Below are 21,096 nucleotides of genomic sequence, written 5' to 3' on the forward strand. Positions count from 1 at the left end.
GAGGGCCGGTGTGAAAGCATTGTGAGCATGGCAAGACCACGCAATCAGACAGAACGCCGGGACCAGCTCGTAGCAGCAGCTGGCCGGGTCCTGCTGGACAGGGGATCATCGGCGGCCCGCCTTTCTGACATCGCCAGCGAAGCCGGCGTCACCCCCGCCGCAGTGCTCTACTACTACAGGGACGTCGATGAGCTCTTCAGCGAGGTCTTCCATCAGGGTGTTACGGAGTACTGTGACCGCCGGGAGGCGCGGATCAAGGCTGAGAGCGACGCCGAAGGTCAGTTGAGGGCCTGCATTCACTCGGGCGTACCTTGGCCCGGCGAAAGCGAAATGGCTTCCCGAATCCTCGTGGAACTAATCCCGGTTTATCTGCGAAATGAAGCAGCTGCTCGCCAGCAGATGGCTTTCGTGGAGCGCCAAACGAACCTGTACAAAGGGATACTGGAACGAGGCATGGAGGAGGACGCTTTCACTCTGTCGGCGCCGGCAGGATTCCTGGCCCGAAGCTTCATAGCCCTCGAAGATGGTCTCGTGATGGACGTCCTTCTCGGCGACCTGACGCCCGATGAAGAGTATGAGTTCCTGATCAGCTACGCGACAAACATGGTGAAAACCAAGAGCGGTGCCAACCTGCAGCTCAGCTGAGCCAACCGGGCGTTAAGGGACGCAAGCCGATTAGCGGGCGGACCAGCTGGGCGCCCATCGCTTCCCGTGCGAAGTAGGCGTTGGAGAATTAGAGCGCACAATTCCTTTTTGGGGGTTGACTACTAAGGGTACTTAGCAATACGTTGGAAGGGTGTTAGTGGCGTAGATCACACGCCGGCCACGCCCGAGGTTCCTCCCGGAATCCGGGTCTTCCTGCAAATCAACAAGTTCCGCCGGCTATCCAAGGGGCTTCGTTGGGGGTGGACGACCGGGGGTTCAAGCACCACATCTAGTGGTGTTGAAAGGAACGAATAGAGATGCGAACTCGCTTAGTAGCACCCTTAACAGCAGTGGCACTTTCCGGAGCAATGCTCTTCGGCGCCACAGGCCCCGCCTCCGCTGCCCCGCCGCCCGCGGCCAGCGCTGTTCAGTTGGCCAATGTCACGGCCGTTATCAATGAAACCATTCCCGGAGTCGGCACCTTCGTTGGTTCCTTCACGCCTACACAGTTTGGCACCGAGAACGGCGCGTTGACTGTGACCGGCTTGCTGACGGGTACCTTCACCAGCGTCACTGGGGTGGTGACTCAAATCAGCCAGACAGTGACCACGACGGTCACCGGCGCTGCTACTCAGGCGGCCTGCCAGATCCTTAGCCTCGACCTTGGGCCACTGGACTTGGATGTTCTGGGCCTCGTAGTCGAACTGAACCAGGTGCAGTTGGACATCACGGCAGTTCCGGGGGCAGGAAACCTCTTGGGTAACCTGCTGTGTGCAGTAGCCGGCCTCTTGGATGGCAACGGCCTGACTGGTCTCGCCAATCTGCTGAACCGCCTGCTCGGCCTGTAACGGCAACCTACAGAACAACACCGCAATTCAGAGGCGCCCCCTCGGGGGCGCCTCGCTTTTTTCCCGGTCCTTCTCCTGTGCGGAGTCAGGGGCTTCCACACCACTACGGTGTTCTGCCCGGTGCAGCCCAGTGAGCATCATCATGATGACTCCCACCCACATCACGGCCGTCGCAAGGACAAAGCCCATCAGAACCAGAGCCTGCATGAGCGAATTCTATCCATACCCGTGGCTACAGACTATTCCGACATTCAGCCCGCGAAAAATCAAGGAAAAGAGCCGTCTTAGCAAGTAGCGCGCTCTCGGATGGGGCTAAAAGACGAGTACCGACTACTCGTGCTCGGGCAGTACCCAGAGGTCTTTACTGAATACAGCGGCTCAGGAACGACCACCAATAAACCCCCAATATTTGGCGGTTGCACGAACCGCGGGCCGGGGCCGGACAAGGTACCCAAATACAGTTGTCCGGCCCCTCGCCCTACCACAACAGGCAACGGCCTGGGGGCCCAAACAGAGGGCCTAGACGCGATCGTCCAACTCAGAGTTCCAGATCTGGTCTTCGTGCTCTTGGATGTGCATCCGAATATCCCACGCGCAGGATCGGTTTCTTCCGTCATTAGCTGCCATTTCGCGCGGGCTCGGTGCCGGGCGGGAAGCCTCCCAGTCAACGAGTTCACTGGTCACCCGGAGACTGGTCGCGGAACGGATCATTTTGTCGACCGCGAGCGTGAAGTACACGCCGCTGGAATCCACATCGAAAGGGTAGAGGCCTTGATCTTTGTAGAGGCGTCGGATCACCGCCATCTGCTTCCGGTTCGGGTAGAACGACTTGTACGCTGACGAGTCATCCGCCTGCATCCATTGCAGAATCATGAAAGCTGCTGTGTACTCGCGGACAGCCAACGGTGATCCCAACAACGTGGGCGTGGCCATCACGCTGATGTCGGTGCTTCCAGTCCCACCAGACGACCGTGACGGCAAGGCGAGAATGCCGAGTTCTTCCAGACCTTCACTGAGGGACGCACGGACTGGGTAGCTGCTGTAGCGCTTCAGGATCTCTTCGAATTCTTTTACGGCCAGGTCCCACGGCGTTGGCTTTACGTAGGGCTTGAAGCCTGTCACCGGGAAAATAGCGTCGGGGTTTGGATTGCCGGAGCCCGAGGGGTAGAGGGCATTGCCAATGGCGGGGTCGTCAACGCGTGGAACGCTGATATCGTCGCGCCCGGCCCTTGCCTCAGCCAGTGTGTACTTCTTCCCGCCCGAGCTCTTTCCGTCGTGAAGTAGCTCCACGATGAAAGCCCGTCCGTTGGGAACATAGAAGTCTTCCTCGAAGGGGTCCAGTCCCAGGTTGCGGCAGATGTGGACCAACGTCTCGTGGGGGAAGCAATCAAGGGCACGCGGCGCAGAATATTGCTCGACGTCTTCGAAGTCGTAGGGTTCTCCGCTGTGGTGGAACTTCCATGGTTCAGAGTGATAGAGACTAAGTGACCTCCGATGGCCGGCCTCATCGTAAACCTTAAGATCACGGCCTCCCCAACGCCCCCGAGCCATTTCGTCGGGAATGCGTTTCATGTTCTTCGGCTCGTCGTTCACCTCAATAGTGGGAATTCCATTGCCCTCCGAGAGATGGTGCCGCAGCTGGTAATCGAAATGCGCGTCGCCAGTGGTGTTCTCCATGACAGCAGTCCACTCCGGGTTCGCCGTCTCCAGCAGAAGCCAGCGCGTGCCATACCCCAAGGGCAGTAGTTTGCCGAGAAGTTCGGTCAAAGTGCCTTGGTGCTCGGTGACGCCAATGCCATCACGCGCCTGATAGGGGCTTCGTTGGACCCACTTCCGCCACTCGACGGCGGCCTGGTCCACCGGGCGCTTAACGAACCCGATCTTGTTGGTCACAGGCGCCCATTCGCCACCAAGCAGGAGCTTGGCGGCCAGTTTCTGGGCAGGGCTTTGGCGCGGTGGCATTCTTGGGTTCCTCTCCCGGCGGGTTCTGCCCGTAAAGCGTCCCACAACAGACTTCGCACAGGCGCTATCGCCCCGCGTCGGGGGCTACTTCGCCTGGGAGGCGTACGGCTTCGCGAGCAACGAGGGTGAAGGACGTCGGTTGTTGCCGAGTGTTAGGCTCAGCTCAAATTGGGGTATCTGGGCTGGGGGGATCATGGGAACTTTTCGTGCGTTGCGTTGAAATCAGCGGCTCTTGCCGTGTTGTTGGTGGGCTCAACAGCGGCGGGCGTAGCCCCGGTTACGGCTGAAGAGGGCGACGGTTCCATAGCATCAACCAGTGAGTTTGTGCCGTTGATGCACGGAATGCCCAACGTGGGATCAGAGCTGACAATAGGCAGATTCTTCACGCGTTCCTGCCCCGTGACGGAGGAGGCCCCGCATGGGTTCACCATGGAGTGGCTCAGCAACGGAGTGCCCTTGCCTGCCGAGCGACAAGGCGAATTCCTGAAACTCGTCCCGGGGGATCGCGGTAACCGCATCTCCCTCACTGCACAATCGTCTTGCAGGGAAGGAACGGTCTATCACAGCGCCGAAACACCGCCTATTGCTGCCTCCAACCGGGCCATGGGCTGGACAGGTCGCGGAAACCCTGAGCTCTTAGGCCGCACCGATGACGGTGACCTGGTCCTGTACCCCCGGACGTATGAGTCCACTTGGAGGTTCTGGGATATGTCCTTCGAGGGCCGCTATTACAGCAGCTACTGGGATGAACCGCGGGTAGTCGGAACGGGCTGGGACATCTTTGATGTTGTCTTCTCCCCGGGGGACTTCGACGGCGACGGCAACAACGACGCCATCGGCCGTGACCGCTATGGAAACCTTCACCTGTACCCCGGAGACGGAGATGGAGGCTGGCTGGCGCCCTCCCAGGTCGGCGCAGGCTGGAACATCTTCGATTCCATCGTGGGTCCCGGGGACTTCAACGGGGACGGAAACAACGACGTCCTCGCCCGCGACCGCTATGGAAACCTTCACCTGTACCCCGGCGACGGCGAAGGCGGCTGGCTGGAACCCTCGAAGGTGGGCGCAGGCTGGCAGATCTTCAACAAGATCATCGCTCCCGGGGACACCAACGGCGACGGAGCAGTGGATATTTTCGCCCGGGACCGCAGCGGTGTCCTTCAGCAGTACCCAGCAGACGGGCAGGGGGACTGGAAGTCCCCCGCCGTGGTGGGTGCTGGATGGGGTGCCATGAGCGAGATCAGCGGCGCCGGCGTGTGGGACCGGGACTATGTCGCCTACAATGCCGCCAATCCCGGGCGCGGACCGAGGAATGACGTCATCGCAATAGATCAAGAAGGCGACCTACGGCTGTACAGCGGCGCCTACCCCTACGACACCGGCCTCTACGAAGTTGGCGAAATCGGTGACGGCTGGGACATTTTCAAGGACCTGATCTGATTCCCGCGCACCCCCAAACTACTTAGAAAGTAGTACTCAAGTGAACACCTGGGGGTGACGCGCACGGCGCCTTTTCAGGCGAGGCTTGATACCGGGGGTGCACGGTGTGCCCTTGGAGAGGCACGGTTGAAGAGGTCTGTTAGGAAGTTGCTCGTGGGGGTCACGGCGGTTGGCGCCGTGCTGGCGGTCGGCTTGGCCACCTCCACCGTGGTGAATGCCGTGGCGAGCGAGGGGGAGAGCCACAGGATCGAGTCGTACGGGCGGCGGGTGTCCGTGGACGGTGGCGAGATGAACGTTCTGGTCACTGGGGCCGGGCAGGAGAACGTGGTGCTCTTGCCTGGATTCGGTACGTCGTCGCCCGTCCTGGACTTCGGGCCGCTGGTGACGGACCTCGCCACGGACCATCGGGTGATTGTGGTGGAGCCTTTCGGTTACGGCCTGAGCGATGGCACGGACGAGGAGCGAACCACGGCGAACATCGTGCAAGAGGTTCATGGCGCACTCGAGGCGCTGGACATTGATCGCTATACGCTGATGGGTCACTCCATCGCCGGCCTCTACGGCATAGAATATGCCGCCCGCTACCCGGAGGAGGTGACGGCGTTCGTCGGCATCGATACGAGCGTCCCCGGACAGCCGGGCATGGACACGCAGTTCCCCACGGGTCTGATGTCCGCTGCGAAGAACCTCGGCCTGCTCCGGATAATGAACGCTGCCTCCGCCGCCGGCGGCCTCGCAGACTACACCGACCACGCCCGTGAGCAGATGCAGATGCTCACCAACAAGAACTCGCTCTCACCCACCTACCTCAACGAGATGGGCAACATCAAGACCAACTTCGAGCGCGCACTGGGCACAGGCTTCCCCAAGGACTTGCCGCTGCTGCTGTTCGTGGTCGCGGAGAACGAGAAGACCCCGGAGTGGCTCGAGCTGCACCACCGCCAGGCCGCGAGCGTCACGAACGGCACCGTGGTGCCCCTCCCCGGCGAGCACTATCTCCACCACACGCACGCGGGGGAGATCGCGGATGGGGTCAGGGAATGGGAGGCGGGGCGGTCGTAGCGGAGCGGATAAAGCGGACGACGGCGGTGCTGCCGCAACTTCGGGCAGTGGCGTGTGTGGGCGGACCGCGGAGTCCTTCAACGCGCCACGCTCTAATTACCCCGGCGGGTGGTACTTGCAGATGATCCTGCACCCAGCACGGCGGCTCCGCGACCGCCTAAGCGCCGGGCCGCCGCAGTGTGCACAACGGCGAGGCCTAGCACCAATTAGTCGTTGAAGATTGACTTCAACATGACGTCGCGCCGTAGGTCGTCCTTCCCCATCGGGGAAAGATCCTCACGCATAGCTTCAAGAGTTCGACCAATTGACTGCTTCAACCATTCAGACTGCATCGGTGTGAGCGATCCATCGAATTGCGAAAGCAGGGTCTGCCAGTAGGCCAGCATGTGAACAGTCTCGGGACTCGCCCACAACGCCGCATGGGATCGTAGTTCGGCGTCCTTCCATAGGTCGTCCTTCCGCTGTTCGGGTGTGCGATCACGAGAAAGGAAGCGCTGCAACATGAATGTGGCTATTTCGGAGTAGACCTTTTCTCGACGTTCGAACTCCTTGGACTCGCGATCACGCTTCTTTTGTTCCTGCCAGCTGATGACGCCAAGCGAAGCGATCCAAGCCGTAAGTGCAACGGTTAGCAGCGTCGCTCCTGGGGCAAAAAGATCCTTTCCCCACCCCGTTGTCCAAACGGTGGCAAATCCGAGAACCACCAGAGAAAAACCTAGAGCACCGATTCCCAGACAAATGTGGGCAGGGCGAAGGGTCTTCAGATTCGCAGTCCATCCATTCACAACGCTCCCACCTTTGATTTTTTTCACTAGAAGATCCTATTGGAGCCCAGCCCCGACTGTTTGACGTGTGGAAGTATGCGCCCGCCGTGTTCTTGTCTGTGAGCTTTGCATGGGTTGCTGGTGTTATCAGTGCCCGGTTTGGCGACCGGGGCGTAATGCGCCCTGTATGCGCGCGCAGCGTCATGGTGTTCAATTGGCAAGTACCTTCGATGTTCGCCTAGGTCCTGCACTCAGACTGATGGAACTGGTGGACCTAACGACATCCCATATTGAGGCCGGATCGCCGTTTGTCCCGGGAAGGGTCTAGGATCTGATGTCCAAGAAGAGGTCCTAGACAACCTGAGCGAAGTGCCAGCATTTTTTCGGCAGCCATGGGAAGAGAGTCCGAGGGCAACATCCAGCAGGGTAAACGATGGCGGGCCTTTGACTATGGTGACGGGATAATCATCAATAGCCCTTATTGAGACGCTCTGTGGGAAGCCGCTCAAGGACGGATCGTTGGAAGCTTCATCCTCACAAGAGTTCTATTGACAGTTGACTTAGCGGTGGCGACTGAGACGCCGCAGGATTGGCTGCGGATCGTCCAAGCGACTTCAAAATAATTGAATCCGTCGTTCACCGTCGCTGCCAAGTCCTCAGAGTGGTTCCTGAGTCGGCCCCGAAATTGGGATGACTTGATAGCAACAGGTGTTAGTGCCCGTCGCGTTGCTCATCCGGATCCAAGAACTTGGACTGCTGGGGCGGGAAGACTTACGTGGTTTGGTAGGTCTCGGTGCCGTTGTGCTGGGCAAAGTGTGAGTTAAGCTGCGGGCGAGGCGTTGACGATGACTACTATTAGGCCCAACAAGTTGCTCAAAAGAGCGACGATGGCACCTACTGAGTATCCATATTTCCTTCTGGAAACGTAGTCAGCCGTTGACCTAGTTGCCACCATAACGTCAAGGCCGATAGCTAGCAGGACAACCAAAATTAGAAGGCTCATGTTTAGCCAGGTGGCGCCGTTATTAGATATGGTAAATACCGCTCCCACGATGGGCAGCAGGGTAGCTGGAAAAATCTGAACGGCATCTGCCGCGTATTCGATGTAATCGTTGATCGCTTTGGGTGACAGATGCGGAGGCACCTCGGCATCGGGAGATACGTTCCATCGGTCCCTGTCCTGAGTAATCTGCCCCTGAATGGTTTTGCTTACTCTCGTCACAATTTTCGGGGCAATCAGGATGAAAAAGATTGCGACAATGAACGGGCATGCGGTTGCTATCCAACTCACAGATGTCTCATCCCTGTGGGACTTTGGGCGGTCCCTCGGCATCGACTTGGACACTTACTGTGTCACTGGCAGAGTACGCAAACCCATCAGGTTGGGCGACCAAGACAACACTCACCACGACATCAACCGAGGTTCCTATGCTGGATACCTTGCAAGACCTCATCCCCGCACTTGGCCCACCGCGGCCCGGGCGACTGGGGACATGCATGGAGTCGCTCCATGATGAGAAGTCGCCCAACGGTGTGGAATAGCAGATTTCAGAGGACTCCCAGGTGCCCTTGATGCTAACGATGTATGAATGCAGGCTCCGATTTTTGGCACTGACCTCATGGATGCCTCCCTCTGCCTTTATCGTGTGAGGGGGTGAGCATACGATTGTGCTTTCCAGCCATAGTCCCGATGGCATGTTCGTTGATCTTTCAGAAACCCGTTTCATACCCGCGCCAATCCTTGAACGTCGTTGTTTCGGGTGTCTCCAATTTTGCTCTGGGGCCTGAAGCCGAATCAGCCGATCGATCGTGCCAGAGCTTCGCTAACTCCAGCACGTTGTCCACGACGCTGTGGAAGTCGATATGTGAGGTCCCCGTTAATTCAAGTAAGACGATGAGTTGTTGGGCTGCCTCGCTATGAGAACTTCCGTGTAGGCAGTCAGCTGTGTCTCCGAACCCGACCACAGATGCCCCGTTCGACAATCGTTCCCAAGCCACGCTCCGCGTTTTGGAAACATCCAGCCTGACTAAGTCCCACTTGGAAGGAACGGAGAGTTCTTCGTCTGCGGCCAAGGTCAGTAACTCCCCAAAATCAATCTCAATCACAGTGTTCGGCGTGCAGACAATCGCGTCGGCATCCTGATAGCTAGCAAGCGCAGCCGCAATGCCGATGAATTCCCGTGCTGAGCTGCCCGTAGTCCAATTGACGGTCAGAACTTCTGATGAGAGATCGACGACAGCAAGCTCTTCGCTGTCGAAGATAAGCTGCCGCACAAGACCCTCGGGGCGGTCCAGGTCCTTTACATCTTTTAGTGACATGTCTCCCTCAGTCAAGGTTGCTTAAGAGTGCCAGAGTTCTGGCGAGCACGGAAGAGACTTTGCGATGGCGTTTATCCCGCCTTATACGCCAGCGTTCTCAAAGACCGGCTTTTGGCTTGTCGCTTCACGTGTAGCCGGCCCTTCCTTACCCTGATGCCGGCTAGGAAGGGCCGGAGGGCGTGATGTTAGGGCTGAGCGGTAGGCTCACCGCATACAGCGGGTAGCGGTCTGTCTGCACCCGCCAAAGGAAAATCGTCAGGCAGGGCAAAAGGAGCATCAGCGAGAGGTGATGATTGAGTACGGGACCAAAGCGGGACGAAACTCAGAACGGCACCCAGAATCCGTTGCATGGGACGGGGAGCTTCGTGGACTCTCCAAGCGGTGTACCGGCAGTGGGCCGTGGGTGGTGCGACTGGGGAAGAATTCATTTCGGCAAGGCAACGAGCTATTCATCATCCCTATCGCCGCTGATGCCTTTCGGCTTCACTTCATCTGGCCGCCTGACACCGGCGGCTGACATCGATTTGATGTCTTTCCTTCATGACAAAGGTCGTCCTTAAGCAGACTGGTCACTCCATCGCCGGCCTCTACGGCATCGAATACGCCACCCGCTACCCGGAGGAGGTGACGGCGTTCGTCGGCATCGATACGAGCGTCCCTGGACAGCCGGGCATGGACACACAGTTCCCCACGGGCCTGATGTCCGCCGCGAAGAACCTCGGCCTGCTCCGGATAATGAACGCTGCCTCCGCCGCCAGCGACCTCGCAGACTACACCGACCACGCCCGTGAGCAGATGCAGATGCTCACCAACAAGAACTCCCTCTCACCCACCTACCTCAACGAGATGGGCCACATAAAGAGCAACTTCGAGCGGGCGCTGGGCACGGGCTCCCGAAGGACTTGCCGTTACTGCTGTTCGTAGTCGCGGAACGCGCGCGATACGGGATGAAGCGTACGACGGCGCTGCTACCGCCGACTTTGGCGGTTGGCGCTTGTCCGGGTTCGCGAAGGGAGAGCTCAAGCTCCACAGCGGCAGCAAGGACCGTTGGGTTCCTATGACGATACTAGAGATTCTCGGCTATCTCGCCGGCAGCTATCCGCTCAGCAGTAGTCAAGTAAGCCTGCTCAATGTAGTCCTCAAGATCCTTGGCACCGATACGCCAGATATTCCGCCCACCGAGCTGGAATCCACGCAACTCACCAGACTTCAACAACTGGCGGACAGTAGGAATCCCAACAGCTAGCTCCTCGGCTACCTGCTCGATCGTCAAGAATCTGGGGCGCGCCGCGTCATCAGTCACCTGACAACCATAACTAGAAGAGGACCCTAACCGCGGTATGGCAGCCCGGGAACAACGGCCTTGTCATGACTTCTCTGGCCAGCGGTCGTCGCGGACTGCCATTCATCGGCTCCTTCAAGGCGGATCTGCTGGCGATCGAGCTGGACAAGAACGTTTGGCAAGCAACAACGTTAGAGGCGTCGAAGGCCCCGTTTAAGTCCGCGCCTCCTACGCCAACGACACCTCCGGCTACACCGACCCACGGTGGTGCCCCTCCCCGGCGAGCACTACCTCCATCACACGCACGCGGGGGAGATCGCTGACGGGTTCAGGGAGTGGGAGGCGGGACGGGTGTAGGCCACACCTTCCGGTCACCGGCGAGGCGAGCGTACGCTGAGGCCATGGATTCCGAGGTCAGGACCGTCTCTTTGAACACCGGAATCAGCGTGCCCTGCTTCGTGCAAGGGAATCTTGAGCAGACAGCCGACGACGTCGACGCGCCACTGCTGCTTTTGCATGCGTGGGGTGAATCTTGGCGGAGTTTCGATCGTCTCATTGCCTCGCTTCCTGGGTTTGTGATTGTGGCGCCTGATCTGCGAGGTCATGGGGCGGCGGACAAACCCGAAAGCGGCTACGCTCTTTCCGAAGTTGTTGGGGATGTAGTTGCTCTACTGGAAGCCTTAGGCGTCAACCACGCACACATCGTGGGTTCATCCAGTGGTGGTTATGTTGCACAGCAACTGGCTGTCACTCATCCGGGCTTTCTTGCATCTTTGACGTTGGTAGGCGCACCACTGAGCCTGCATGGCAAGCCACCATTTGCGGACGAATTTGAGCGGTTGACAGATCCAATCTCAGAGAACTGGGTGCGCGAGTCCTTTGCGTGGTACAAAATGCTGCACGCCGTGCCGTCCTCGTACATCGAGGACCGAGTACGAGACGGTCTCGCCATGCCAGCCTCAATTTGGAAGGCTTCGTTGCTCGGATTCTATGAGGCCGTTCCTCCTACGGAGACCGGCGACATTTCCGTCCCAACCCTTATGCTCTGGGGCGCCCACGATCACCTTGTGCCGCGACAGCATCAAGAAACCCTGACTCGCCGTATCAAGGGCGCACGGCTGCAGATATACGAAGGAACCGGTCATCTGGTGCTATGGGAGTGCCCGGAGAGAGTTGCTGAGGATTTGACGAGCTTCCTGGGCGAGCTGATCAGGCGTCCGTAGTTTGAGGACCGTTTGGACATGGCCTTTCAACCGCGTTTCGACTGTACGGTCACCCACGTCGTATACCATCATTGCAACTTGCCCCCGGTCGCTCTCGCGGCCGCGATGACCTGGACTCCTTCACCAGGAAACCCTCTAGCCTAGCCATGCAACAAGTGTTATAACGAATGCCACACGGCTGGCTAGCTCCACGAAGCGATGCTATCGGCTGCGGTCTCTCCCTTCCCCGGGCGTGTGCGCCAGCATAGGACGCAGTTGGTTGGACACTCGGGAGCTTTCTCCCCGTCTCGGATATCTCCATTCCGGGCAGCCGGGCATGGATTCCAGTTCCCGACGGGCCTGATGTTCGCGGCCAAGATTTCGGCCTGGTTCGGCTGATGACCGCTGCCTCGTATGCCAAAGACACCTCCGGCTACACCGACCATGCCCGTGAGCAGATGCAGATGCTCACCAACAAGAACTCCCTGTCACCCACCTACCTCAACGAGATGGGTCACATCAAGACCAACTTCGAACGCGCGCTGGGCGCGGGCTTTCCGAAGGACTTGCCGCTGCTGCTGCTGTTCGTGGTCGACGAGAACAAGCAGACCCCGGAGTGGCTCGAGCTGCAGGACCGTCAGGTTGCGAGCGTAACGAACGGCACGCTCGGGAGATCGCGGAGGGGGTTAGGGAGTGGGAGGCGGGGCGGACGTAAGGCGGACGCGCTCACCGGAGGTCGCTCTCGCGGTCTGCGGTTCGAGCGTTCGACGGCGCGGCCGCGCTGCAGATCCGCCCCGATGGTGGCCGGCTCCAGCGCCTTGACCCAGCTCGTGCTCATCATCGACATAACCACCGACATAACTACTGTCCAATACATGGGCCGTCTGGCTGTAGGACTTGGATATCGCCCACGCAGCCAGCACGGCGGACAGTGCCAGCGTCAAAGCACGGTTATAGCCCCAGGTTGAAAACAGGACGTCCCAGATTCCCTGAATTGATACCAGCACCACCAGTGGAGCCCAACTACCACTAGCTTTGAAAATGGCCACAGCGAACAGAACTATCAACAGGATCGGCATAACAGCGGCAGGCAGGCCACCCTCCACCCAGCCCTCTCCAAGAAGCGAATGAACGGACACTCTGCCGTCCTTACGGACCCAAAGGTTCATGAAGTCAGCCGGGACCATACCCAGGCTATAGGCAATGTCAGCACCTGCACTCATGGTGTCATCGCCAATGGCATTGAGATTTCCCCAACCAAGCCATGGGCGTTCCGCAATGGCAGCAATAGACAGCGGGGGCTCGACGCGCCCCGCTAGGAGGGCTGGCCCGGTATCACCCAACTGAGCAATCGTTCGATTACGCACGGCATCACCAAACAAGCCGGACTCAATCGCTTTGGGGAGCAGTTCAGATAGCCCCCACAGCGCTACTGCGCCAAGGAGCCCTTTGAAGGTCTTGCTAGCTGGCCTGCTGCTACTTCCCCGGATCATAATAATGACTACGACTGCAAAGCAGACGAGCCCGTGGGAGCGGAAGCCGAGGAATAGGCTGGCGCAGCCTATGAGGAATAGAGCTGCCATGGGTACAGAGCGGCGCTGAGTCAGGGTGCAGAGGAACCATACTGCGACGGTGGCGACATAGGGGCCAACCCCGTACTTCCACATGTGCTCAAATGTGTCGGTGTTTGCTGGGCGGAATAGCACGTAAAACAATGCGCTCCCGATGGATGCATAGCCCAGCAATTGGGCAGCCGGTGCCTGACCGTTGGTGAGCTTCACGGCAGCGGTGACAAAAAGTGCCATAGCTGCGTAATGCAGGATGTTGCCACTGGTCTGTTCGCCTTGCAGTTGGGCGCTGACAACCAACGCGCCAACCCCAATAACGGACCACCAAACTATCGACTTCGCGGTCTTAGGCCAGCCCGCAAGCGGCTTCAAGAAGATAGCTGCAGCGGCTGGAATGGCGGCTAGCGAAAATGCAAAGCCATAGACCGGACTGGCAACCATGGCGCCTACCCCCATCAAGCGCCTAGCCAACATACGCGGCTGATGTGCACTGTCGCTTCTCGCCCCGGCAGCACTTTTTCTCAGCCGAGGAAGCTGCAGAAGCGCGAAGGGGAGGAAGAATGCGGCTGCCAAGCCGCCGACAAGCGTGCCGATCCCCAGCAGTGTATCTGTGAGAACGCCCAGAATAGTGAGGACAGCTACTGCGGACACGGCGACCGTAGCCCACAGACTGAATCGCGACATTCCAACGCCCCCAAGATCAGTTGTCCGCCACAATCAAATGAAACGGCTTCGGGCCAATATTATCTCAGCCCAGCTGGGTTACAGAGCCCCTGACCAGAACCTGCCTCACCCACGTCAAGCCTTCAAGTTCTTGCCGAGTGGTGCTGACACATTAGTTCGTGGAGTCACCGTTGCTATAACGTTTGGCTCATGTCGGGGGAAAAGTCGTTAAGAGTCACCAAGAAGCATGCTCATCTGAAGGCGCTCACTGGTCTGAGGATCATCGCCGCAGTCTGGGTTTTCGTGCACCATTTTGACGACGTGATAATTGGGTTGATGCCGGGGCTTTCATTTATGGATCCTCTATTCCATCAAGGCTGGCGAGGAGTGGATCTGTTCTTCATGCTCTCAGGATTTATCCTCGCATATCAGTACATGGACAGGTTCAGCCCAGGGGTGAGGCGGAAGGAGTACTTGCACTTCATCCGGGCTCGCATTGCTCGCATCTATCCTGTGCATTTCCTGACACTGCATACATCCGTCCTGCTCTTCACTGGGGCTGCATTGCTGGGCGTCCCTGTCCAATCTGGCCTTAGCGACAACACGTTCTGGACGTACCTTCAAAACCTGTTCCTAGTACAGGCTTGGTGGGGACATCCACTCAGCTGGAACGGCGTCTCTTGGTCGGTAAGCGCAGAATGGTTCGCATACTTGCTGTTTCCTTTCGCCGCCCTGGCAATCTATAGGGTGCGGTCTAGGCTCCTGGGTTCGATCATTGGGGCTGCTTCACTGGTTGTATTTACGGTTGCCTACCAGTCGGTGAACTCGTCAGCGACCGTCTCTACAGATGGGGACCTTTTCAGGATTGCAGGGTCATTCATCGCAGGGTGCTGCCTATTCAAGATTTATGCACTTACTCCTCAACTTGGTCGATTCTGGTCGTATGCCCCGGCTGCGGCGCTCCTGCTGGTTATCGGGCTTTCCTATTTGCCCGCGGAGACCTCAGTGCTCATGCTGCCGGTCTTTGGCATTCTGATCCTTGGTCTCGCGCGGGGCACGGACGGCATATCGCAACTTCTCTCAACTAAATTCATGGTCCACGGGGGCGCTATCAGCTTTTCGTTCTACATGGTTCATCAGCAAGTGCTGACGGTAGTGAGAAGTGTGGTCCCGGAGTCCTTGTACGGAGGGGGCATGTGGCCGATAGGTGCCTTAGTGATCCTCGGGACGCTGGGCTTCGTTTACCTTGCAGCCCACCTCGTGTTCCTTTTCGTAGAGGAGCCGTGCCGCAAACGCATCCGTGGCGGTCGCAGGACCGAAGAGGCATCGAAACCATCGGAGAATCTCGACGCCAAACGTGAACAGGAGCCGGCGATATAACCGGTGTTGTGCCCTGACAAGGAACACCTGTTCGGCGATGTGGGCTGGTCTGCCGGTAAGGGCTTCCGGAGGATCTGCCGCTACTGCCAGTTCGTCGTCTCTGGGAACTAGAACACCCCGGCCGGCTCGAGCGCGAGCGTCGCCAAGTCGCGAGTGCGCCCATCCGTGGCCTGCAGTACCTCACGCCACGGATACGCCTCTCCCCAAAACAGCCCTACATCGGCACCGCGGTAATCGCCGAGCGCCCCGCAGAGCAGAGTCCATTCCTTCCCGGGGAGCATTCCCGCTGCACCCAAGAAGAGGGAGGTTGCTAAAGGGCTGCGGGGTCGGACGGCACGGCTGTCCTAGTGGGCTGTCAATGCAAGAGCTACGATCGCAATCGTAACGATGAGAAGAATGGCTAGCGCTACAAAAGCACGCCACTTGGGCCCCGTTTTGAGGGGGTTGATGTCTATGTAAGGCAAGTGGTTTCGGGTCCCTTCAAAGAGCAACATTGCTATTTCTGGCGAGTAAATTTTGGGGTGGTACAGCTGTGCCCCAAGGGGATTGTTGGCAGCGGCACGCCCCTGTTTGGGCAACATTCGATTCGGGGCATGCCGCCTGCCTCATCATAAGGCTACTTGGCAAGATTCCAATATGTTTCATGACAATCGCTAAATATCACACGAGTTCCTGAGATCTAGGATCAGTGACCACGGAGACAGACCTTCATGCGCACACTTGGGTAATGAAATCCGAGGTCAGGTGTCGCACTACGTGCGGGAATTGCGGTCCTCTATCACGTCCAAGGACACCTTGAGCCAACGGCCAATGAGTGGCGCCTTGCCATTGCTCTTTTGCAGCCCTGGAGTGAATTCTGGCGAAGTTCCGATCGGATGCTTGGCGTTTCCTCCGTCTTGGTTCAGGACCGCCCTCAGGCTGGACCGCCTTGACCGTTGCCCTTTGGACGCTTCGTTGCGGGGTTACTACGAGGCTATCCCGCCCATGGAAGGGCCGTCATTCAGGCCCGCGATCACCCTGCGGGGTGTCCCTGATCATTTGATATCTCGAAAAACCACGAGGAGACCCTGGGCAGCCGCATCCTCGAATTACAGTCAAGGATCTATAGAGTGACAGGCCATAAAGTGCTTCGGGCGTCCCGGAGCGGGTCGCGGCAAAACTATCACGCGCATAGCTCCTTAAGGGTGCGAGATTTCGTGGATAGTCTGCACTTGCCCTTTTAACCGAGTCTCCTGTGCGCGGTTGCCCGCGTCGTAGAACCACCACTGTATGTTACCCTCTGTAGCCCTTGCGGCAACGATGACTTCTTCCGTTTCGAGTCCTGCGTTGATGACGTATTCCGGCATGTTTCCCCCTATGTGTGCAACGATCACTGATCTCATTATCCTGGTGTCTCCTAGACATTTAGTTGCTTCGCCGAAAGCAATGTCAGTAGCTGCTCAATTCAAACTTGGCCGGCGGCTCGATCCGGGGAGCCTCAGCCTTGGTAAGGAAGCTTGTTATGGCATGCTTAGTAGCCTGCACCCAATTTCGCAATTCAACCGCAGCTTTATAAGGTTTGTTCATGACTCAATGGGGGAACACTGTTAGAAAAGCTGTCATTCCTGCTGCGGGACTGGGGACTCGCTTCCTGCCTGCGACCAAGGCCATGCCAAAAGAGATGCTTCCGGTAGTTGACGCGCCGGCAATCCAGTACGTCGTTGAGGAAGCCGTCAATGCTGGCCTGACAGACGTTCTTATGATCACGGGCCGTAGTAAACGGGCGCTAGAAGACCACTTTGACCGCGCACCCGACCTCGAGCAGACCCTGGAAGCTAAAGGGGACGCGACGCGTTTGGGAGCCGTGCGATACGCCTCTGAACTTGGACCTATCCACTATGTTCGGCAGGGCGAGCCCAAAGGTTTGGGCCACGCTGTTCTGTGCGGCCGTCAGCACGTAGGGGACGAGCCATTCGCAGTTCTTTTGGGGGACGACCTCATCGATGAACGAGACGAACTCCTTACCACCATGATGGACGTACAAGCACGAACCGGCGGTTCGGTTGTAGCCCTAATTGAGGTTGACCCCTCGCAGATCAGCGCCTATGGCTGTGCCGACATCTCAGCAATCGACGACGAGGAGTTTGTGCGTGTGAATAGCTTGGTTGAAAAGCCTGCTGTTCAGGACGCTCCGTCCAACCTTGCTGTCATTGGGCGTTACGTGCTGCACCCGGCGGTTTTTGATGTTCTGGAAGCGACAGAGCGCGGCCGTGGGGGAGAAATTCAGCTGACGGACGCGCTGCAGACTCTGGCTGCCTCTGAGGGCGAGGGCTCAGGCGTTTATGGTGTGGTCTTCCGCGGCCGGCGCTATGACACTGGCGATAAGCTCAGTTACCTCAAGGCCGTGATTACCTTGGCTTCCGAACGGGCGGAATTCGGAGAAGACTTGAAGGCTTGGATGAAGAGTTTCATTGCCTAGGACTGCGATTCTGATCAAGTATGACTGAAACCCAAGCAGTCTGGGTGTAGTGTCCCGACAGGTTGATGTCACGGGGTTGGAATTGACGCAATAAAGAGGACCTTCGGGTGTTGTGTGAAGCTTGTCGAGAGCAAACACAATATCCGGGAGGTCTTCGTGTTTCAGTCTAACGCGGTCCATGCCCTGCTGGCCTGAAGTTGGCTGGCTGCGTTGTGGAGGATCGCTGGCCTTAGCACAGAGCCGCTGACGATGATCATTCCCGTACGTCTACTCGGAAATTCCTGCCCGACGAGAACCAGGAAACCGCCTCGTCATTCATGCGCAGCGCTATCGCGTCATCACTGCTCAAAGTGTGAAGATCCTACAGGTGATGATCGATAACGGATCCTGCTGCGGTCCCGCGCCTTTGCGCGCGTACTGACCAAGGCTGACATCAGCCACAAACGCACCAGGCCCTATCGGCTGCAAACCAAAGGCAATGTCGAACGCGCAAACCGCATCCAATTGGAGGAACGGGTCTACGTCCGGGCCAATACATCAGCAGTCGAGCATCGGAACTGTTACCCGGGCTACGTCGAGCGATACAATCACCACACGCCACACACCGCGCTCAAAGGCGCCCTACCAGCCAGCCGCGTTAAATGTACCTAGGCTTTTGCGAGTTTGAGGCTCCGATGCGAGCAAAGCAGGCGTGCGAGAGCAATCCCGAGGACAGCACCGCACGCATTTGTGACAATGTCTACGAGACTTGAAAACCGGGCAGAGATGAATATCAGTTGCCCAAACTCCATGCACAACGAGGCCAGCAACCCGATCGCGGCGACGTGCCACCAAGGCTTCGTGGGAAGGGCCATGGCAGCAAAAAAACCGAGTGGAATGAACATCGCAACGTTGGCTGAGGCCTCAATGAAATGATAGCCAAACCAGCTGGGCACACCGAGTCCATGGAGATACTTTAGGACAGTAGTAAGCGTGCCAAGTATGGGTTTATCTACGGTTGTAGGCCAGAATCCGATCAGCGCAAGGCCTGCCAAATATGATGTCATGGCTATTTTCCATGGGAGTGGGTTTTTCAAGCTCTCCCCTCAAGAGGTTCGAATAAGTGCCCAAGCACTGATGCCAACGGCCGCCACAGCCATTACGCCAAGTAGCGCATAGTGTGGGAATCCCGGGGGCAACTGAAGTCTCCGCATCCTGGGGATGCGTAGCTCGGAATGCCACCTTCGCCTTCTCCAATGTCGCCCCATGATTCCTATGAATACCATAGCGGCCGTTCTTAGGGAAAAATAAACAAAAAATAAGGGTGGTTTGCCAACAAGAATCTTGTTGGCAAACCACCCTCACGTGGTTCAGGCCTGTTAGGCAGTAACCTCGGTGCCCTTTGCGCGACGGCGAGCTACTACGACGGATGCCGTGCCGGCTGCCAATGCGCCTGCGCCCACGAGGGACCACAGGATAAGACTGGAGTCAGCACCAGTGTTGGCAAGCGGCACACCGCCGGTGTTTGCAAGCCCCGTTCCAGTGCCGGTGGTGGTGCCCGTGTTGGAGAGGGCAGCACCGCCGACAACCACCGTTACCGGTCCGACTGTAACGCCGGAGGAGTTGCCAGTAGCCGTCAGTGCATATGCACCGGGTTCGTTGATGACGATCGACGCGGCGAATGCGCCGTTTCCATCAGCTACTGTTCCCAAAGTGGACGGTGCCAGTGGAATACGTCCTGACACGGAGAGGCTGCCAGCGGAAACGCTGCCGCCGCTGGCTGCAGGCGTGCCCGTCGGTGTGATCGTGATAGTGATACCTTCGCCCGGGGTGAAGCCCGTGCCGCTGAAGATGAATGCTTCACCCGGTGCCACAGAAGCATCGGAAACTGCGACGCTTGTGTTCGGTGCCGGGTAGTTGGCGTTGTTAGCTACGGCCGGTACTGCGCCGAGAAGTGCAATGGAACCTGCGAGCGTAAGTGCTGCAAGAGATTTCCTCATGTGTGTCCCCCCTGAGACCCTAATTGGTACGACGTGGTGTTTGGAGATTTCCGAGACCCTACGAGACCGTAAGAGAAATCTCATGTGCTGCCCAGATAGAACTTACCATTCAATGCATGTAAGCAGCAAAGAAAATCCATACCCGTTACAAAGGATTAACGTGCACGTCTCGTTCTATTCACAGGAAGTCTTGTCTGTGGCCTGGATCACATCATTGACAAGCTGCGTTGTCGGCGTGACTACTAATTCTGGTTGCGCATGCTGGACGATGTGACCGAAATTGAACTCCAAGCTTGTGCTGGCTCCTGGTGCCAACTGGATTGTCGACGTACCGACTGATCTTTGGCCGTGGCGCTGAGCAGCGAACGGAATTTTTTCCCCGTCTTTGACAACCGTGTCAATATTGGATTGCGCGGGGCCATAGGCCACAACGTTCGTCTGCACGGTGCCGGGGGGGACCCCAAACACTCCTCCGCCGGTCACATATGGTGGCAATGATGAGGCGGCGTCCGTTGGCGCTGTGTTGGTACTAGTGACGCGCACGGCGATTTCTCTGTATCCATCCCGTGTGCAATCTTTGACAACCTGCACGCTGCGCTTAATCCAGTAGTCCATTTTTGCCCCGGTGCCGTCGTTGAAGTAGATGCCAAACTGGGCCGGTGAGACGGCGATGCCGGAAACCATACCGCTTAGAGAGTATTGTCCGATGATGCTCTGTTCTTCAGCTGCAGCCGACCACAGGAGCAAACGACGCTCCTTAGCGCCCTTCGTGAGGGCATCCATTAGTTTCTTGGGATCCGTTTTTCCTGATGAGACGGCCCCAAAGATCTCTTTAGCGGCTCCTGCAAAATAGGCATCTTGGAGCTTCGGCTCGTCGATCTGGGCGTAGGCATCCGACAACAACGTTTGAACTACGTTCTTCCCGGTTAGTTCACCCGGCAGGCCGCTGCCGATCTGCTGAACAGTGGGGTCTGTGATTTTCACGGGACCTGTAGCGTCCAAAATAAAGCTCAAAGCGACAGGATCCAGCGATACCACTCCGTCCAACCGCTCGCCCATACTTTTTTCCCACATGGCGTGAGCCGTACTTGCCGTTGTCGCGAAGTCAGGGGTGAGATTGACGTCCTGCATAAATCGGCCCACGCGCGCAGTGTAGATTGCCCGCTGTTCTGCATCGATCGCTATGGGAGGTACAAACGCTCCGAGTGCCGTCGCACTAGTTTGCGCTTCTAGTTTCAGGTTTCCCTTGTTAACGCTAAGTACTGCCAACGCACCAGGTATGCCTCCGGTAGCCCTGGATTCAGCGTTATTCTGCACGAGCAGCAAATATCGTCTCGGCCCGTCGGCACCCAACATCGATGGGGCCACACTGGCAGCATCGGCCGCAGATTCGAGATCTCCGCTGAGCTCAGAAAGTTCATTCCGTGCCTGCACCAAAGGTCCGGACACTTGGGGCAGCAGTGCATCGGAGTCTATTGAATGCAAGCGATTTGACGATTCCCTCACTGCATGGGCAGCTGCTTC

The 21,096-nt window shown here is 57.9% G+C and carries 20 protein-coding genes; 9 read left to right on the plus strand and 11 right to left on the minus strand.

Annotated features, from left to right (window positions below):
* Window positions 1-27: 27 nt before the first annotated feature.
* Together M1D89_RS07370 and M1D89_RS07375 are read left to right on the plus strand one after the other, a co-directional pair.
* Window positions 28-645 carry a TetR/AcrR family transcriptional regulator gene (locus M1D89_RS07370; RefSeq protein WP_498649411.1) on the plus strand — a complete coding sequence of 206 codons (618 nt, stop codon included), beginning with the start codon at window positions 28-30 and terminating at the stop codon, window positions 643-645.
* A 317-nt stretch (window positions 646-962) separates the two neighbouring features.
* A complete protein-coding gene (locus M1D89_RS07375) occupies window positions 963-1,493 on the plus strand; it encodes an ABC transporter substrate-binding protein (RefSeq protein WP_498649413.1) in 531 nt (176 codons plus the stop codon).
* 27 nt (window positions 1,494-1,520) lie between these two features.
* On the opposite strand, the gene M1D89_RS07380 is transcribed toward M1D89_RS07375, so the two are convergent.
* Window positions 1,521-1,700 (minus strand): hypothetical protein, encoded by a 180-nt coding sequence (locus tag M1D89_RS07380; RefSeq protein ID WP_498649416.1) that lies wholly within the window; start codon window positions 1,698-1,700, stop codon window positions 1,521-1,523.
* A 312-nt stretch (window positions 1,701-2,012) separates the two neighbouring features.
* Window positions 2,013-3,455 carry a hypothetical protein gene (locus M1D89_RS07385; RefSeq protein ID WP_498649418.1) on the minus strand — a complete coding sequence of 481 codons (1,443 nt, stop codon included), beginning with the start codon at window positions 3,453-3,455 and terminating at the stop codon, window positions 2,013-2,015.
* 429 nt (window positions 3,456-3,884) lie between these two features.
* Between M1D89_RS07385 and M1D89_RS07390 the strand changes: the two genes are divergently transcribed.
* Together M1D89_RS07390 and M1D89_RS07395 are read left to right on the plus strand one after the other, a co-directional pair.
* Window positions 3,885-4,895 (plus strand): FG-GAP repeat domain-containing protein, encoded by a 1,011-nt coding sequence (locus M1D89_RS07390; protein ID WP_498649420.1) that lies wholly within the window; start codon window positions 3,885-3,887, stop codon window positions 4,893-4,895.
* Window positions 4,896-5,048: 153 nt separating this feature from the next.
* A complete protein-coding gene (locus M1D89_RS07395; RefSeq protein WP_498649422.1) occupies window positions 5,049-5,957 on the plus strand; it encodes an alpha/beta hydrolase in 909 nt (302 codons plus the stop codon).
* A gap of 206 nt (window positions 5,958-6,163) precedes the next feature.
* Here the strand turns inward: M1D89_RS07395 and M1D89_RS07400 are convergent, their stop codons facing one another.
* From M1D89_RS07400 to M1D89_RS07410, 3 genes are all read right to left on the minus strand, one after another.
* Window positions 6,164-6,769: a hypothetical protein gene (locus M1D89_RS07400; protein WP_498649424.1), complete on the minus strand. Its 606-nt coding sequence runs from the start codon at window positions 6,767-6,769 to the stop codon at window positions 6,164-6,166.
* A 772-nt stretch (window positions 6,770-7,541) separates the two neighbouring features.
* The gene (locus M1D89_RS07405; RefSeq protein ID WP_498649426.1) at window positions 7,542-8,012 is read right to left on the minus strand and encodes a hypothetical protein; all 471 of its coding nucleotides are present in this window, start codon (window positions 8,010-8,012) and stop codon (window positions 7,542-7,544) included.
* A 419-nt stretch (window positions 8,013-8,431) separates the two neighbouring features.
* A complete protein-coding gene (locus tag M1D89_RS07410) occupies window positions 8,432-9,040 on the minus strand; it encodes a hypothetical protein (RefSeq protein WP_498649428.1) in 609 nt (202 codons plus the stop codon).
* Between the two features lie 540 nt (window positions 9,041-9,580).
* Between M1D89_RS07410 and M1D89_RS07415 the strand changes: the two genes are divergently transcribed.
* Window positions 9,581-9,964, plus strand: a complete 384-nt coding sequence (locus M1D89_RS07415; RefSeq protein WP_498649429.1) for a hypothetical protein — start codon at window positions 9,581-9,583, stop codon at window positions 9,962-9,964.
* A 142-nt stretch (window positions 9,965-10,106) separates the two neighbouring features.
* Here the strand turns inward: M1D89_RS07415 and M1D89_RS07420 are convergent, their stop codons facing one another.
* Window positions 10,107-10,343, minus strand: coding sequence for a helix-turn-helix domain-containing protein (locus M1D89_RS07420; RefSeq protein WP_498649430.1), 237 nt, complete (start codon window positions 10,341-10,343; stop codon window positions 10,107-10,109).
* A gap of 380 nt (window positions 10,344-10,723) precedes the next feature.
* Here M1D89_RS07420 and M1D89_RS07425 point away from each other — a divergent pair, with 380 nt between their 5' ends.
* Complete coding sequence (locus M1D89_RS07425; protein WP_498649432.1) at window positions 10,724-11,545, plus strand: alpha/beta fold hydrolase; 822 nt, start codon at window positions 10,724-10,726, stop codon at window positions 11,543-11,545.
* 665 nt (window positions 11,546-12,210) lie between these two features.
* Here M1D89_RS07425 and M1D89_RS07430 read toward each other — a convergent pair.
* A complete protein-coding gene (locus tag M1D89_RS07430) occupies window positions 12,211-13,533 on the minus strand; it encodes a hypothetical protein (protein ID WP_498649433.1) in 1,323 nt (440 codons plus the stop codon).
* Window positions 13,534-13,965: 432 nt separating this feature from the next.
* On the opposite strand from M1D89_RS07430, the gene M1D89_RS07435 reads away from it, so the two are divergent.
* Window positions 13,966-15,135, plus strand: a complete 1,170-nt coding sequence (locus M1D89_RS07435) for an acyltransferase family protein (RefSeq protein WP_498649435.1) — start codon at window positions 13,966-13,968, stop codon at window positions 15,133-15,135.
* A 107-nt stretch (window positions 15,136-15,242) separates the two neighbouring features.
* Here M1D89_RS07435 and M1D89_RS07440 read toward each other — a convergent pair whose 3' ends face one another.
* Entirely contained in the window at window positions 15,243-15,431 is a 189-nt protein-coding gene (locus M1D89_RS07440) for a hypothetical protein (protein ID WP_498649437.1), read from the minus strand.
* 1,268 nt (window positions 15,432-16,699) lie between these two features.
* On the opposite strand from M1D89_RS07440, the gene galU reads away from it, so the two are divergent.
* Together galU and M1D89_RS07450 are read left to right on the plus strand one after the other, a co-directional pair.
* Window positions 16,700-17,593: a UTP--glucose-1-phosphate uridylyltransferase GalU gene (gene galU / locus M1D89_RS07445; RefSeq protein WP_498649439.1), complete on the plus strand. Its 894-nt coding sequence runs from the start codon at window positions 16,700-16,702 to the stop codon at window positions 17,591-17,593.
* A 432-nt stretch (window positions 17,594-18,025) separates the two neighbouring features.
* Window positions 18,026-18,244: an integrase core domain-containing protein gene (locus M1D89_RS07450; protein WP_498650914.1), complete on the plus strand. Its 219-nt coding sequence runs from the start codon at window positions 18,026-18,028 to the stop codon at window positions 18,242-18,244.
* Here the strand turns inward: M1D89_RS07450 and M1D89_RS07455 are convergent.
* From M1D89_RS07455 to M1D89_RS07465, 3 genes are all read right to left on the minus strand, one after another.
* The gene (locus M1D89_RS07455; RefSeq protein WP_498650915.1) at window positions 18,241-18,639 is read right to left on the minus strand and encodes a VanZ family protein; all 399 of its coding nucleotides are present in this window, start codon (window positions 18,637-18,639) and stop codon (window positions 18,241-18,243) included. The two genes, M1D89_RS07450 and M1D89_RS07455, sit on opposite strands and share 4 nt — an antisense overlap.
* A 312-nt stretch (window positions 18,640-18,951) precedes the next feature.
* The gene (locus M1D89_RS07460) at window positions 18,952-19,572 is read right to left on the minus strand and encodes an LPXTG cell wall anchor domain-containing protein (protein WP_498649442.1); all 621 of its coding nucleotides are present in this window, start codon (window positions 19,570-19,572) and stop codon (window positions 18,952-18,954) included.
* Window positions 19,573-19,746: 174 nt separating this feature from the next.
* Complete coding sequence (locus M1D89_RS07465; protein WP_498649443.1) at window positions 19,747-21,057, minus strand: DUF4012 domain-containing protein; 1,311 nt, start codon at window positions 21,055-21,057, stop codon at window positions 19,747-19,749.
* Window positions 21,058-21,096 lie beyond the last annotated feature (39 nt).

It is taken from the genome of Arthrobacter sp. D3-18, from assembly GCF_054408525.1.

Bases quoted from the DNA above. Each gene is read 5' to 3' on its own strand.
- M1D89_RS07370 (WP_498649411.1), top strand. From the start codon at position 28: ATGGCAAGACCACGCAATCAGACAGAACGCCGGGACCAGCTCGTAGCA.
- M1D89_RS07375 (WP_498649413.1), top strand. From the start codon at position 963: ATGCGAACTCGCTTAGTAGCACCCTTAACAGCAGTGGCACTTTCCGGA.
- M1D89_RS07380 (WP_498649416.1), bottom strand. From the start codon at position 1,700: ATGCAGGCTCTGGTTCTGATGGGCTTTGTCCTTGCGACGGCCGTGATG.
- M1D89_RS07385 (WP_498649418.1), bottom strand. From the start codon at position 3,455: ATGCCACCGCGCCAAAGCCCTGCCCAGAAACTGGCCGCCAAGCTCCTG.
- M1D89_RS07390 (WP_498649420.1), top strand. From the start codon at position 3,885: ATGGAGTGGCTCAGCAACGGAGTGCCCTTGCCTGCCGAGCGACAAGGC.
- M1D89_RS07410 (WP_498649428.1), bottom strand. From the start codon at position 9,040: ATGTCACTAAAAGATGTAAAGGACCTGGACCGCCCCGAGGGTCTTGTG.
- M1D89_RS07415 (WP_498649429.1), top strand. From the start codon at position 9,581: ATGACAAAGGTCGTCCTTAAGCAGACTGGTCACTCCATCGCCGGCCTC.
- M1D89_RS07425 (WP_498649432.1), top strand. From the start codon at position 10,724: ATGGATTCCGAGGTCAGGACCGTCTCTTTGAACACCGGAATCAGCGTG.
- M1D89_RS07430 (WP_498649433.1), bottom strand. From the start codon at position 13,533: ATGGTTGCCAGTCCGGTCTATGGCTTTGCATTTTCGCTAGCCGCCATT.
- M1D89_RS07435 (WP_498649435.1), top strand. From the start codon at position 13,966: ATGTCGGGGGAAAAGTCGTTAAGAGTCACCAAGAAGCATGCTCATCTG.
- galU (WP_498649439.1), top strand. From the start codon at position 16,700: ATGACTCAATGGGGGAACACTGTTAGAAAAGCTGTCATTCCTGCTGCG.
- M1D89_RS07455 (WP_498650915.1), bottom strand. From the start codon at position 18,639: ATGACATCATATTTGGCAGGCCTTGCGCTGATCGGATTCTGGCCTACA.
- M1D89_RS07460 (WP_498649442.1), bottom strand. From the start codon at position 19,572: ATGAGGAAATCTCTTGCAGCACTTACGCTCGCAGGTTCCATTGCACTT.